At 47.8% G+C, this 13,555-nt stretch carries 14 protein-coding genes; 4 read left to right on the top strand and 10 right to left on the bottom strand.

All coding sequences use genetic code 11. The annotated features are described in order from the left end of the window. Window position 1: 1 nt before the first annotated feature. From pheT to thrS, 6 genes are all read right to left on the bottom strand, one after another. Window positions 2-2,389 carry a phenylalanine--tRNA ligase subunit beta gene (gene pheT, locus ACXAGR_RS16295; protein ID WP_474851296.1) on the bottom strand — a complete coding sequence of 796 codons (2,388 nt, stop codon included), beginning with the start codon at window positions 2,387-2,389 and terminating at the stop codon, window positions 2-4. A gap of 12 nt (window positions 2,390-2,401) precedes the next feature. After that, window positions 2,402-3,382 (bottom strand): phenylalanine--tRNA ligase subunit alpha, encoded by a 981-nt coding sequence (gene pheS, locus ACXAGR_RS16290; protein ID WP_119501595.1) that lies wholly within the window; start codon window positions 3,380-3,382, stop codon window positions 2,402-2,404. Window positions 3,383-3,646: 264 nt separating this feature from the next. Next, window positions 3,647-4,003 (bottom strand): 50S ribosomal protein L20, encoded by a 357-nt coding sequence (gene rplT / locus ACXAGR_RS16285; RefSeq protein ID WP_070123306.1) that lies wholly within the window; start codon window positions 4,001-4,003, stop codon window positions 3,647-3,649. A gap of 18 nt (window positions 4,004-4,021) precedes the next feature. Beyond that, window positions 4,022-4,219: a 50S ribosomal protein L35 gene (gene rpmI / locus ACXAGR_RS16280; RefSeq protein WP_012518091.1), complete on the bottom strand. Its 198-nt coding sequence runs from the start codon at window positions 4,217-4,219 to the stop codon at window positions 4,022-4,024. A 116-nt stretch (window positions 4,220-4,335) separates the two neighbouring features. Further along, entirely contained in the window at window positions 4,336-4,875 is a 540-nt protein-coding gene (gene infC, locus ACXAGR_RS16275) for a translation initiation factor IF-3 (RefSeq protein ID WP_119501596.1), read from the bottom strand. A 77-nt stretch (window positions 4,876-4,952) separates the two neighbouring features. Next, window positions 4,953-6,869 (bottom strand): threonine--tRNA ligase, encoded by a 1,917-nt coding sequence (gene thrS / locus ACXAGR_RS16270; protein WP_474851294.1) that lies wholly within the window; start codon window positions 6,867-6,869, stop codon window positions 4,953-4,955. Window positions 6,870-7,076: 207 nt separating this feature from the next. Between thrS and ACXAGR_RS16265 the strand changes: the two genes are divergently transcribed. Beyond that, window positions 7,077-8,012: a fructosamine kinase family protein gene (locus ACXAGR_RS16265; protein ID WP_474851292.1), complete on the top strand. Its 936-nt coding sequence runs from the start codon at window positions 7,077-7,079 to the stop codon at window positions 8,010-8,012. Next, window positions 8,012-9,046 (top strand): DUF3080 family protein, encoded by a 1,035-nt coding sequence (locus ACXAGR_RS16260; RefSeq protein ID WP_474851290.1) that lies wholly within the window; start codon window positions 8,012-8,014, stop codon window positions 9,044-9,046. The genes ACXAGR_RS16265 and ACXAGR_RS16260 overlap by 1 nt, the downstream gene beginning before the upstream one ends. A 26-nt stretch (window positions 9,047-9,072) precedes the next feature. Here ACXAGR_RS16260 and ACXAGR_RS16255 read toward each other — a convergent pair whose 3' ends face one another. The 3 genes from ACXAGR_RS16255 to ACXAGR_RS16245 all read right to left on the bottom strand — a co-directional run bounded on the left by ACXAGR_RS16255 (window position 9,073) and on the right by ACXAGR_RS16245 (window position 11,100). Further along, window positions 9,073-9,693: a CAP domain-containing protein gene (locus ACXAGR_RS16255; RefSeq protein WP_474844387.1), complete on the bottom strand. Its 621-nt coding sequence runs from the start codon at window positions 9,691-9,693 to the stop codon at window positions 9,073-9,075. Between the two features lie 121 nt (window positions 9,694-9,814). Then, window positions 9,815-10,360, bottom strand: coding sequence for a YaeQ family protein (locus tag ACXAGR_RS16250; RefSeq protein ID WP_474851288.1), 546 nt, complete (start codon window positions 10,358-10,360; stop codon window positions 9,815-9,817). A 113-nt stretch (window positions 10,361-10,473) separates the two neighbouring features. Next, a complete protein-coding gene (locus ACXAGR_RS16245) occupies window positions 10,474-11,100 on the bottom strand; it encodes a CPBP family intramembrane glutamic endopeptidase (protein ID WP_119501600.1) in 627 nt (208 codons plus the stop codon). A gap of 259 nt (window positions 11,101-11,359) precedes the next feature. Between ACXAGR_RS16245 and ACXAGR_RS16240 the strand changes: the two genes are divergently transcribed. Then, window positions 11,360-12,178, top strand: coding sequence for a MurR/RpiR family transcriptional regulator (locus tag ACXAGR_RS16240; RefSeq protein WP_474844389.1), 819 nt, complete (start codon window positions 11,360-11,362; stop codon window positions 12,176-12,178). Between the two features lie 190 nt (window positions 12,179-12,368). Further along, window positions 12,369-12,932 carry a DUF924 family protein gene (locus ACXAGR_RS16235; RefSeq protein ID WP_119501602.1) on the top strand — a complete coding sequence of 188 codons (564 nt, stop codon included), beginning with the start codon at window positions 12,369-12,371 and terminating at the stop codon, window positions 12,930-12,932. A gap of 52 nt (window positions 12,933-12,984) precedes the next feature. Here the strand turns inward: ACXAGR_RS16235 and ACXAGR_RS16230 are convergent, their stop codons facing one another. Further along, window positions 12,985-13,380: a rhodanese-like domain-containing protein gene (locus tag ACXAGR_RS16230; RefSeq protein ID WP_474844390.1), complete on the bottom strand. Its 396-nt coding sequence runs from the start codon at window positions 13,378-13,380 to the stop codon at window positions 12,985-12,987. Between the last annotated feature and the right edge of the window lie 175 nt (window positions 13,381-13,555).

The raw sequence follows: 13,555 nt of genomic DNA, 5'->3' as shown, positions 1-13,555 counted from the left end.
TCTACTCTCTTAACGCTGCCCCAAACTCTGATTCCAGCCCTTTAACTACGGTGTCCACTGCTTGTTGTATTTCAGCTTCTTCCAAAGTTTTATCAGGATCCTGTAGTACAAGAGACAGTGCGAGGCTCTTATAGCCGGGCTCGACACCCTTCCCTTTATACACATCGAACAAGTTTAGGCCAACTAGTTGATTTACGCCAATTTTTTCTACGAAAGAAAGAATCGCTCCAACGGTAATTTCATCTTTGACCGTAATTGCAATATCACGACGGTTCGCCGGGAACCTGGAAATTGCTTTTGCCTGTGGCAAGTTACGCTCAGAAATTGCTTTAAGATCAAGCTCAAAGACGAAAACGCGACCATTTACACCTAACAGTTTAGTAAACTGTGGGTGAATTGCACCAACATAACCGATTGATTTGCCATTTAAAAGCACTTCTGCAGTCATACCCGGATGCAATGCGCTGTGTTCGCCTTTTACAAAGGTGACTGACTGCCCGCCGGCTTTGAGTGCCAGTAACGCTTCCACATCTCCTTTAGCATCAAAGAAGTCAACCGCACTGTCGTCGCTCAACCAGCTTTCGTCATAACGGCGACCGGCAATTACACCGGCAATCACCGGCTCCTGGCGCACACCCTGCGGCGCATCGCTGTCAGGAATAAAACGTAAACCAGTTTCGAACAATCTGACCCGCGCTTGCTGACGTTTCTGGTTGTAAGCCGTAGCCCCCAGCAATCCTGGCCACAGGCTTAAGCGCATAACCGACATATCCGCCGAGATAGGATGTGGTAATACCATGCCTTCCCGGGACGGGAATAAGCCACTTTGTACTTTGGGGTCAACAAACGAATACGTAATGGCTTCGACGTAACCCCGTGCAGTAAGTTCAGATTTAAAACGGGAAACCGGAATCGCTGACTCGCTGCTGTTCAGCAACTTCAGGCTGCCTTTCGGTGCCTGGTCAGGAATATTGTTATAACCGTAAACACGGGCCACTTCTTCAATCAGATCTTCTTCAATGGCAATGTCAAAACGGTAGCTTGGCGCTTTCGCTTCCCAGCCTGATTCCGTTACCGTGACATCCAGGCCCAGACGGGTAAGAATATCGGTCACTTTATCGTCAGCAATATCAATACCCAGCACACGGCTCAAACGTGCGCGACGTAATACCACATCAGAAGACACTGGCAGTGATGCCTCATTTACGGCTTCTACAACCGGACCCGGCTGACCGCCACAAATATCCAGAATAAGTGCCGTGGCTCTTTCCATCGCTTTACGTTGCAGCAACGGATCCACACCACGCTCATAGCGGTGAGATGCATCGGTATGCAAACCATACTGACGTGCACGACCGGCAATGGCATCACGGCTGAAGAACGCACTTTCCAGAAGAATGTGCTTCGTTTCTTCGTTCACACCCGAGTGCAGACCACCGAAAATACCGGCCATGGCCAGTGCTTTGCTGTCATCGGCGATAACCAGAGTGTTGTCTTTCAGCTCAACGGTGTTCTCATCAAGCAGAGTAAGTTGTTCACCGGCATGCGCAAGACGAACGTTGATATTGCCGTCAATGGCATCCAGGTTAAATGCATGTAACGGCTGACCCAGCTCCAGCAGAACGAAGTTAGTAACGTCTACGATAGGATCTATAGAACGGATACCGCAACGACGCAGCTTTTCTTTCAGCCACAGCGGTGACGCTGCTTTTACGTCAACGTTGCAGATAACACGGCCCAGATAACGTGGACACGCTTCAGGGGCGCTTAAGGTAATCGCCAGTTTGTCATCAATAGAGGCTTCCACGTCTTCGATAGCCGGCTCTGTCACATCAGTGCTGTTCAGAACGCCCACTTCACGGGCCAGACCACGAATACCCAGACAGTCCGCGCGGTTAGGTGTTAAATCGACTTCAATGATATTGTCATCGAGATTCAGATAATCGCGAATGTCCATGCCAAGCTCTGCGTCTGCAGGAAGCTCAATGATACCGCTATGATCCTCTCCCATGCCAAGCTCAGAAAAGCTGCAAAGCATACCGTGAGAAGGCTCGCCACGAAGTTTGGCTTTCTTAATTTTGAAATCACCGGGAAGTACTGCTCCGACTTTCGCTACTGCAACTTTCAATCCTTCGCGACAGTTAGGCGCACCGCATACGATGTCCAGTAATTCCTCTTCACCGACATTAATTTTTGTCACTCTGAGTTTGTCTGCATTCGGATGCTGACCACACTCAACTACCTTACCCACTACCACACCGGAAAATTCCGCTGCAACGGGCTCAACGCCATCCACTTCCAGACCAGCCATGCTAAGCTGCTCAGATAAGGCACCGGTAGAAACCTGTGGGTTAACCCACTCTCTTAACCACTGTTCACTAAATTTCATGATTGCTTTGCCTTAATTGAACTGCTTCAGGAAACGAAGATCGTTTTCGAAAAATGCGCGCAGGTCGTTAACGCCATAGCGCAGCATGGTCAGACGTTCAACGCCCATACCAAAAGCAAAGCCGGTGAATTCTTCAGGATCAATGTGTACCGCTTTCAGTACATTCGGGTGCACCATACCGCAGCCCAGTACTTCCAGCCATTTACCGCCTTTACGACGCACGTCTACTTCGGCAGAAGGCTCTGTAAACGGGAAATAAGAAGGACGGAAACGCACTTCCAGTGACTCTTCGAAGAAGTGTTCCAGGAAGTCATGAAGAATGCCTTTCAATTCAGCAAAGCTCACATTGCGGTCAACCATGAGACCCTCCACCTGATGAAACATCGGTGTGTGTGTCTGGTCGTAATCATTACGGTAAACACGGCCCGGCGAAATAATACGCAGTGGTGGCTTTTCCGTTTCCATGGTACGAATTTGCACACCGGAAGTCTGGGTACGCAGCATCACATCAGGATTAAAATAAAAAGTATCGTGATCAGCCCGTGCAGGGTGATTGGCAGGAATATTCAGTGCATCAAAGTTGTGAAAGCTGTCTTCCACTTCCGGTCCGGTTTTAACAGCGAACCCTAGCTGACCAAAAAAACCTTCGATTCGTTCAATCGTGCGGCTGACAGGGTGTATGTTCCCCGGCACTTCCTGACGACCGGGCGCTGACACGTCCACAGCTTCTTCAGACAGCTTTGCATTCAGTTCAGCGGCACGTAACGCTTCGCCCTTAACACTGATAGCCTGCTGAATTTGCTGTTTGGCCTGATTAATTTTTTGTCCGGCTGCAGGACGTTCTTCGTTAGACAGTTTGCCTAACCCTTTTAACAGGTCAGTCAACTTGCCTTTCTTACCCATAAACTCGACGCGCACATTATCGAGCGTGGCTGCATCTTCGGCAGCGTCAATCTGGCTTTGTGCCTGACTGATGATCGCTTCAAGCTCCATGTTATCCTCAATTTGGCATGGTAGTGGTGGAAAAACAGCGTTGCTGCTTAACCAAAAATTCTAAACCCGTAGTTTACACGACAGACAAAGAATACGGCTACCCTAAGAGGCTGAATATTCCAACATTTACAGGATTAATTTGCGATTTGAGCGCTTATTGCCAGAGGTGGCGAAAGAATGAAAAAATTTTTGCGCTGAAACGAAAAACGGCGAGCATCCTGCTCGCCGTTTCCCGAAAGAACTTAAACTTAATTTGTTAAAAAATTAAGCTAATGCGCCTTTAGCCGCTTCGACTAATGCGCTGAATGCTACCTTGTCATGTACCGCGATGTCGGCAAGGATCTTACGATCGATTTCAACAGACGCTTTCTTCAGACCGTTGATGAAACGGCTGTAAGAGATACCATTTTGACGAGCCGCAGCGTTGATACGCGCAATCCACAGTTGACGGAATTGACGCTTACGCTGACGACGGTCACGATATGCATATTGACCAGCTTTAGTTACGGCCTGTACTGCTACGCGATAAACACGTGAACGTGCACCGTAATAACCTTTTGCCTGCTTGAGGACTTTTTTGTGACGAGCACGTGCGATAGTGCCGCGTTTTACTCTAGCCATTAATCAGTCTCCTAAGTCTTATACGTAAGGCAGCATGCGCTGAACTAATTTAGTATCAGAGTCATGAACCAGTTTTTTGCCACGCAGGTGACGTTTACGCTTAGAGCTCTTCTTAGTCAGAATGTGACGTAAGTGAGACTGTTTGCTTTTAAAGCGGCCAGAACCCGTTTTCTTGAAACGTTTGGCGGCACCGCTTACAGTTTTCATTTTAGGCATTGCTAAAACTCCGCATTGTTTAATATCGGCTTTCAGTGTGCAGTCACTTATTGCCGGCTAATGTTTGCAGCAGGGTGTTTCAAAGGTGCAGATTCTCTGAAAACTTTAGACCACTACTACCTCTTAATTGGGGCAAGCACCATGATCATCTGGCGGCCTTCCACACGACGTGGAAAAGACTCGCAAGTAGCAATGTCTTCTAAATCCGTTTTAACACGGTTCAGTTGCTCAATGCCGATCTCCTGGTGGGCCATTTCACGTCCGCGGAAGCGAATCGTGACTTTAGCCTTATCCCCACTTTCCAGAAAGCGACGCAGGTTGCGCAGTTTTACCTGGTAATCGCCTTCATCAGTGCCAGGGCGAAATTTAATCTCCTTGACCTGAATTTGCTTCTGTTTTTTCTTTTGCTCTTTCTGAGCTTTACTTTTCTCGAAGAGGAATTTGCCATAGTCCATAACTTTACAGACTGGCGGCTCAGCATTTGGACTGATTTCCACAAGATCAAGAGTTGCTTCTTCAGCTGTCTGCATCGCTTCTGCGAGAGACACTACTCCAATCTGTTCGCCATCTTTACCGATTAATCGTACTTCGCGAGCACGGATTTCGTCGTTAATGCGGGCTTTATCGCCCTGAGCCTTATTATTAGCGCCTTTAATGTGCTAATCCTCCAAAAATTAAAAACTGATGCCCGCCAGTTTCTCATGCCAGCGGGCTGAATCTTATACACTCACCATTACTTAATGGTTTTCTCCGCAACTTCCTTTTGTGCCAGTTCGATGAAGGCATCAACAGACATTGAACCTAAATCATCACCTTTACGGGAACGAACGGCGATGTGCCCTGCTTCGACTTCTTTGTCACCACAGACCAACATATAAGGAACGCGCTTTAAAGTGTGCTCGCGGATTTTAAAGCCTATCTTCTCATTTCTCAAGTCAGACTTTACTCTAAATCCTGCATTCTGCAGTTTTTGTACAGTTTTTTGCACATATTCAGCCTGATTGTCGGTAATATTCATCACCACCATCTGCTGAGGTGCTAACCAGAGCGGGAAGAATCCGGCAAATTCTTCAGTAAGAATACCGATGAAACGTTCAAGAGAACCTAACACCGCACGGTGAATCATAACCGGAACACGACGCTCGCCATCTTCAGCAACATAAGTTGAACCTAAGCGGCCAGGCATAGAGAAGTCGAGCTGTACGGTACCACACTGCCATGCACGGTCCAGACAATCGTACAGGGTGAATTCAATTTTAGGGCCGTAGAAGGCACCTTCACCAGGCAACCAGCTGAATTCAATGCCTTTGCTGTCCAGCGCTTCCGCCAGTGCTTTTTCTGCTTTGTCCCAGATTTCATCACTGCCTACACGCTTTTCAGGGCGGGTAGACAACTTAACTTCGATTTTTTCGAAGCCGAACGCTTTGTAAGCGTCGTAAATCATGTCGATACACAGACCCACTTCACTGAGGATTTGTTCTTCAGTACAGAAGATGTGGGCATCGTCCTGGGTGAAACCACGTACACGCATCAGACCATGCAGTGCACCAGAAGGTTCATTGCGGTGACAACAACCGAACTCTGCCATACGCAACGGCAGGTCGCGGTAGGATTTCAGACCCTGATTAAAGATTTGCACGTGACCCGGGCAGTTCATCGGCTTAATCGCGTATTCACGCTTTTCCGATTCCGTGGTGAACATGTTTTCAGCGTATTTATCCCAGTGGCCGGATTTTTCCCACAATACGCGGTCCATCATCAACGGCCCTTTTACTTCGTCGTAGGAATAGCTTCGCAGCATTTTACGCACGAACTGCTCAAGCTCGGTGTAAATAGACCAGCCGTCGTTGTGCCAGAACACCATGCCCGGCGCTTCTTCCTGCCAGTGGAACAGATCCAGGGTTTTACCGATTTTACGGTGATCACGCTTTTCTGCTTCTTCCAGACGTTGCAGATAGGCTTTCAACTGTTTCTTGTCTGCCCAGGCTGTACCGTAAATACGCTGCAACATTTTGTTGTCGCTGTTACCGCGCCAGTAGGCACCCGCCACTTTCATCAGTTTGAAATGTTGACAGAACTTCATGTTCGGTACGTGAGGTCCACGACACATATCGATGTATTCTTCGTGGTGATACAAACCCGGGAAAGAATCCTTTGGAATGTTCTCGTCGAGAATTTCCATTTTATAGGTTTCGCCGCGGGCTTCAAAAGTATCCCGCGCTTCCTGCCAGCTTACGTTTTTCTTCACTACGTCGTAGTTAGTTTTAGCCAGCTCCAGCATACGCTTTTCAAGCTTCTGCAAATCTTCCTGCGTCAGGCTGTGTTCCATATCAACATCGTAGTAAAAGCCGTTGTCGATAGTCGGACCGATTGCCATCTTTGCATCAGGCCATAACTGTTTAATAGCGTGGCCGATTAAGTGCGCGCAGCTGTGACGGATGATTTCAAGACCATCTTCGTCTTTTGCGGTGATGATTTGCAGCGCTGCGTCAGACTCAATCAGGTCGCAGGCGTCTACACGGTCACCGTTAACACGGCCGGCAATAGTCGCCTTGGCGAGACCGGGGCCGATGTCAGCAGCAACATCCATTACCGAAACAGCAGAATCGAAAGCGCGCTGGCTTCCGTCAGGAAGTGTAATTACAGGCATGTTATATCCTTTACAGTGGTGACGCCTACTCTGCGCCACTTGCATTAATTTGTGGTGTACAGCGTCAAAATAACGCAATGAAAAAGTATTCAGATGCCTACCTGCATCTGACAAAAGAGACCGAATTATAACGGCTTAAATGCTGTGCGCAATGACACATTACTTTAATTGTGAATACAGCAGTTTTCGTTGCTGGCATTCACAGTAATGTTTGCCATAATTTCTCCATGGTTCACCTGGCGATCAATGACGTTTATTCCTATGTGGCATTTCATCTGCGAACATATAAGCGATGCAACACAGACATTTTTCAGTTACACAAAACGTGCAACGATCAGCGGCGGTGATACCCACTCTGCCTTTGTTATCAATGATGAAACCCACCGGTACTTTGTAAAAATCAACCCGCTGTTGAATGGCCATAAGCTGCGTTACGAAATGGACGGACTGAAGGCTTTATCCCGGTCCGGCGCGCTGTATGTACCCGCCGCAGTGTGTCACGGACAAATCGACGAAGATGACCAGCATTTTGAATATCTGGTGCTGCAACATCTCAAGTTGCGCCAGCCCGGCAAAGGCGAATGGTCTGTGTTCGGCGAGCGGCTGGCCACGCTCCACCGTACAGCCCTCGCCCAACAGTTTGGCTGGCACGAAGACAATTACATTGGTCAGACCCGGCAACACAATACGCTCAACAAAAGCTGGTCTCGCTTTTTTGCCGAAACCCGGATTGGCCTGATGATGGAAGATTGTGCCCGTCACGGGATTCGCCTCACCAATATTGATGTACTGGTGACACAAATCCATACGCTGTTAAAAGAGCATTATCCACGTGCGTCTTTACTGCACGGCGATTTATGGAGTGGCAATGCCGGTTTTTGTAAGTTCGGCCCGGTCATTTACGATCCGGCGGTTTACTATGGCGACCGTGAAGCAGATATTGCCATGACAGAGCTTTTCGGCGCGTTTCCACAGGAATTTTACGCCGGATATAACCAGACATGGCCACTGGATAAAGGTTACCGGAACAGAAAGCACATCTATAATCTCTATCATTTGCTCAATCATGCGTTACTTTTTGGCGGACACTATATACAATCGTGCAAAGAACAAATTTCCGCTATCCGGCAACCTGTTGAGTAATGCCAAAGATACTCCTGACATTCCTGAAAATACAGCTGTCTGTTATCGTCATCCTGATTTTGAATGGCTGCGGACTGGCGCCCCCGCTGACGAAAGACCTTGAAGAATACGCCTCACGCCTGGCACGGGTGCTCGATAGCAGCTTCCCTGATGTGGGATCTGACACAATGCTACCCTATCCTTCACGGCAAACGTTGTTTAATCCCCTTGAAGAGACTGAGATAACCTTACCCGATTTTTATTCTATTCAGTCCTGTGAATTAGGTACGCTGGTAGCAGAAAGGAACACCACGCTTGGAAAACAACAGGATGCCGCTGCGAGCTGGGTATATGAATCTACGCTGGTAACGGCGCTGGAAAATTGTGTCAGAAAACTAAAACAAACTGATGAAAACCCGTCACTTGCCAACCGGCTGGATGAACTTCGGGCAATGAAAGCAACACAACTGCAGAAAGTGTGGGCGAACCTGATCCAAACCAGTACCGAAACCCGCCAGGCGTTCTCTCAGAGCAAGGAATTGATAACCGCCGGTAATAACCGCGATGCCGAAAGCGGTATTAATGCTCTGGCCTGGTTAACAACCCTGCCTGATACCGGCAGCGTCACATCAGAACAAATTAACGGGCAACTTAAAATTCTCGAATCATCCCGCATTCCGGCCAAAGTCTGGAAATCTCAAAAAGTCTTTTCGGCACATTTATCTGCTCTGAACCGCTTGCTCCCCGCTTTTCTGGCAGACATTAACTGTGATAACGGTAAAGCCTCTGAACAGGCAGAAATACTCAGAAATGTTTTTTATCTGTTCTTCATTGAACGCATACAACCTGCCGGCAGCCAGTTGAATCAGTACATGTATAAACTGCAGCCGGCACTGAATGCGCTTCAGACATCCCCTTATTTGTCTGAGGCATTCAAAGACTATTTAACTGAGCGTGAACTGGAGTTCCGGCAATACCGTGAGGTGATGGCAGAACATATCGGATTGTGGCAGCACTTCCTGGGACGTTGTAATTTATCGCCACAGGCCGGGTAATGTTACAGGGAATAAGTGTCCATCAGTCACTGTGGCGAAGATAAGTTAATTTCAGGCTTAACCTGCTGTACAACAAAAATGCCTTTGTCGGGTATAAATTCAAAGTCAGGCACCGGCAGATTGTCCGCCGCCTTCGTGACATAAACAACCCAGTATTCCACGTGAGGCGCATGACGGTCGGAATAAAATCCTACGCCGATAAACTGCTGCTCCCGATAAAAATCAAGCTCACCGAGCAGGTGTTGGCGGTGAGACTTTGAGTCTTTAAAAGCACGCCAAACTGAATCCGGTGTTGTATAGCCGCCGGCAATAGCTTCCACCTGATTACCCATAACACCGCTATAATAGCGTGGCAGCGGAAAACCGATTTCCCGTAAGCGGCTGTTAGGACTGCCTCCCACATTGTGCATGACCATGCCAACCTCAGCCATGACCCGGGCTTTATCATCGGCGGCCTGGGCAAGCAGCGGATGACATTGAATGGAAGCGCGCTGCTGTAACGGGTCCTGCTGTATGAGTTTTGCCAGAGCAATGGCCTGCGGGCTGAAGCCGCAAGCCGTCACATCGTTGTCTGCAGTTTCTTCTGCCGGCATCACAGCAAAGGGCGTGAGTAACATGGTAAAGAAAATTGACCTGAATATTTGCAAATGCACTTCCTTATGAAAAGCCCATAAAACGGCGAAGCGTATCGTCTAACATATCGGGTCAGCCAAATCAGTCAAGCCTGAACGTCGAAAAACTAATGGCAGAAACGGGGCTGCCCTGCCTTTACATCCGCTGTTCTGTTAATACTTCAACACTTTCTGTTACACCGCCACCTTCAATATTAAGCCACATCTGGCCATCCTGAACGGTAACCTGAATTTGCATTGAACGCTGAACTGCGTTTGCAAGCCTGGTCACCACTGATTCAGGCAAGGTGAAAACAGATAAATTTTTCCGGCTCTGAAGTTTGTTTTGCTCTTTTTTCCACCACACTTCGAAACTGTTATCGGCGCAGGCGTAAATAAGCATTTGCCGGCTCTGATTACAGCCTTTTTTAATCCGTTGTTCTGAGGGCTGGCCCAGTTCAATCCACAGTTCAATTTCATCACTCAGGCTTTTTTGCCACAAATCAGGTTCATCATCAGATAAGCCTTTGGTAAATTGCAGCCGTTCATGGGCATTGGCGATAAATGTGATGATACGCAGCATCATTCGTTCATCATTCTCAGAGGGATGACGGGCAATGGTCAGGTTGTGGTCGTTATAATAATTGCGGTCCATATCCGTTATGGATAGTTCTGCTTTGAAGATAGTCGCTTTCAGTGCCATGGGTTTTCCGGATAATCTGACGATGCCGGCAGCAAAATCACAGACTGCCAGACAATAATTTCCAGCTATCTTAACAGCTTATGCCCTCGACAGTGCGACTTCTTTACACGTCATCAGGGAGGCGAAATCACCAGATAAGATCCCAGGCCGATAGTGAAAATAAAGCTGCCCCAAATCGCATGTTCAACAACGACAACCGGTGTAGAACGCGTCTGCATATACCGGTAACCAAACAGCGCACCACCGAACCACGAAAGTATCATGGCAATCCAGTTACCATAAACCAGATGCACCAGTCCGAAAACGAAGGTACTGATCCCCCAACGCATCATTTTTGACGGCAAAATTGTCTTATAACGATGGAAAAAATACGTGCGGAAAATTATTTCCTGAGGGATCACCGAAACGATGGGATAGATCAGTAATGTCAGCATCCATAATTCAGGTTCGTTTAGTGGCCATTGCAGAAACAGTTCCGGCTTTATCAGATAAACCAGTGCGCCCAGCAGGCAGGCCCAGGGAATGAACAATTTTAATGTAGTACGAAGGTGAGTGAAAAAATCCTGCCAGTGCCACAATCTGAAACGCTTGAACTGTTTATCCGCGAGCAGAACAGCAAGGCAGGCAACACCGGTGAGCCCCAACAAAGGCATAAGGTATCCGGCGACCTGATTAACCCAATAGGCAATTGCCAGCGGTAACATAAAGAACAGCGCAATCATTTCCGCCCACAAACGCATCTGAAAAGCCCTTAACAAATTAATATGACAATACCGTGACATTATAATGCTATTCGTCCCGTCATGGTGAAAAAATCAGCGTTTATTTATCAATAATTGGTATAAAAAAAGACAGCAGAAGCGAAAGAGGCCTGGTGGCATTCACACTATCATTGCCGGCAGCTCCCTTTGCTGAAAAGGATTGAATTGCTAAAAGGTTGGCTCTGAAGCAATTTTGCATTACCTTTGTCCCGGTAATGATTAGAAAAGAGCGGGTTAAATGGCATCGCCAAAAGATTTATTAGGCCTGATTGAGCAGCAATACCCTTCTCTGTCGCCTTCAGCCAGGCAGATTGCTGCCTACGTTCAGCAACATCCCATCGCACTGGTGAGTAAAAGTACTGCTGAAATCGCCAGACTCAGCGGCACATCCAAAGCTACCGTCAGCCGTTTTTTCCGTCAGCTAGGGTTTGAGTCTCACCAGGACGTGAAAGACGCCATGCTGTCGATGCGTGAAAAAGGCCTGCCATTACCGCTGGACGAAAATCAGCCGGATCATTATCAACAGGAAATCCGCAATTTAGCCATGACCTTCGACGGACTGAAACCGGACACGGTGGATCAGGTAGTGTCGTTGCTGGCTGATTCTGAACGAATCACGCTGATAGGTTACAGGAACGCTTACCCGCTGGCGCTGCATTTCAGACAGCAACTGAAACAGGTACGCAGCACAGTAAGGCTTTTGCCTCAACCCGGCCAGTCGCTGGGTGAAGATCTTATTGATATTCCGGAAAATGAAGTGGTGATCTTGTTAGGATTCCGCAGACGCACCCGACTATTTTCCCGGATTGTAGACGCGCTGAATGCCCACACCACCGTTTTGATCACCGACCCCACGGGCCAGGTGTATAACCAGAAAGTGTCTCATCTGCTGGTTTGCCATCCCGGCCAGCAACATGCCTTCGACAGCTATGCAGCACCTATGAGCCTGATCTCATTTCTCGCTAACAGAGTATTTGAAAGGTTGGGTGATAAAGCTGTAAAACGCGCCGCCCGCATTGCCAGTATGTACGATAATCTCGACGAGCTTGAACCTTAATGCGTTTTCAGTAGTCGAACTAAAATGCGACTAAATACGTAAAAAAATCGTCATTTTAAATTGATTATTTTTTGACCTTTATGACAGTATACAAATTACTGGTCTGATAAGGCGGTGCCGGCCGCATTTGAACAGTGTAAGGACAACTGGCAATTACCTGCGCACAACGGACGTGATAAACAGGAGTAACATGCAAACATCAATTATCCCTTTGGAAGAAGCTTCCAGTGTTCTCGCTTTCTGGTTCAACGAGCTGGAATCAGAACAGTGGTTCCGTGCAGATGAAGGCTTAGATAATTTAATCCGGTCCAGGTTCGGGAAAGTTCACAACGCAGCCGCAAACAGTGAATTATGGCCCTGGCGTGCAACACCGTCAGGCAGACTGGCCGAAATTATTGTACTGGATCAGTTCTCACGTAACATCTACCGTAACGATGCCCGCGCTTTCGCTTGCGACAGTATGGCGCTGGCCCTGTCCCAGGAAGCGTTGAGAGTAGAAGCGGATAAAGCACTTACCGTGGCTCAGAAAACCTTTTTATTCATGCCCTTTATGCATTCCGAATCACTGGCTATTCATGACATGGCCATGGAACTGTTCAATATAGACGGTCTGGAGCTGGAATTTGAATACGAGCAGGAACACCGGGATTTATTGCTGAAATTTGGCCGCTATCCGCAACGCAATAAAGCGCTGAAGCGCAAATCGACCAAAGAAGAAAAAGCATTTCTTAGCCAGCACTTTATCGAAGCCTGACGTAACGCAATCCGGATACAACAGATTTCATTCTGCTGTATCCGGCTTCCCTTTAACGGGTATAAGGTTCCACCGGTAAACCGGCCACTTTCCATGCATCGAAGCCGCCTTCAATGTGGACGACATCTTCAAACCCCATATCCATCAAAGTTGCTGTTGCCAGTGTAGAACGCCATCCCGACTGACAATACAAAACAAAGCGCTTACCACCACCGAATACCGGTTTGTAATATGGACTGTCCGGGTCGACCCAAAACTCCAGCATACCGCGGGGAGCGTGAATGGCTCCCGGGATCTGCCCTTCCCGCTCAAGTTCTCTGACGTCACGAATATCCACCAGTACAACGTCCGCTTTGTACACAGTTTCATTTGCCTGCGCAGGGCTTATGGTTCCGATGCGCGCTGAGGCGTCTTCCAGTAACGACTTAAAACCTTTTTTTAATGCCATGTGCTTCACTCCTGAATGAAACCGTATAAACGGACGGATCATTTGTAATTCCTATGCCACTCCAGTGTGAACATAAGTGTCAAACATACTGCAGCGCAGCATAATTTTACAAATTCATAACAAAAATATTCGCCATCAATTTGAAAACATGTGGAAAAAAGCATTTGTTTCTATT

The sequence above is a fragment of the Alteromonas sp. ABH4_457 genome (assembly GCF_056160625.1).
The sequence above is the reverse complement of the archived record's forward strand: the minus strand, read 5'-3'. Positions and strand labels throughout refer to the sequence as shown.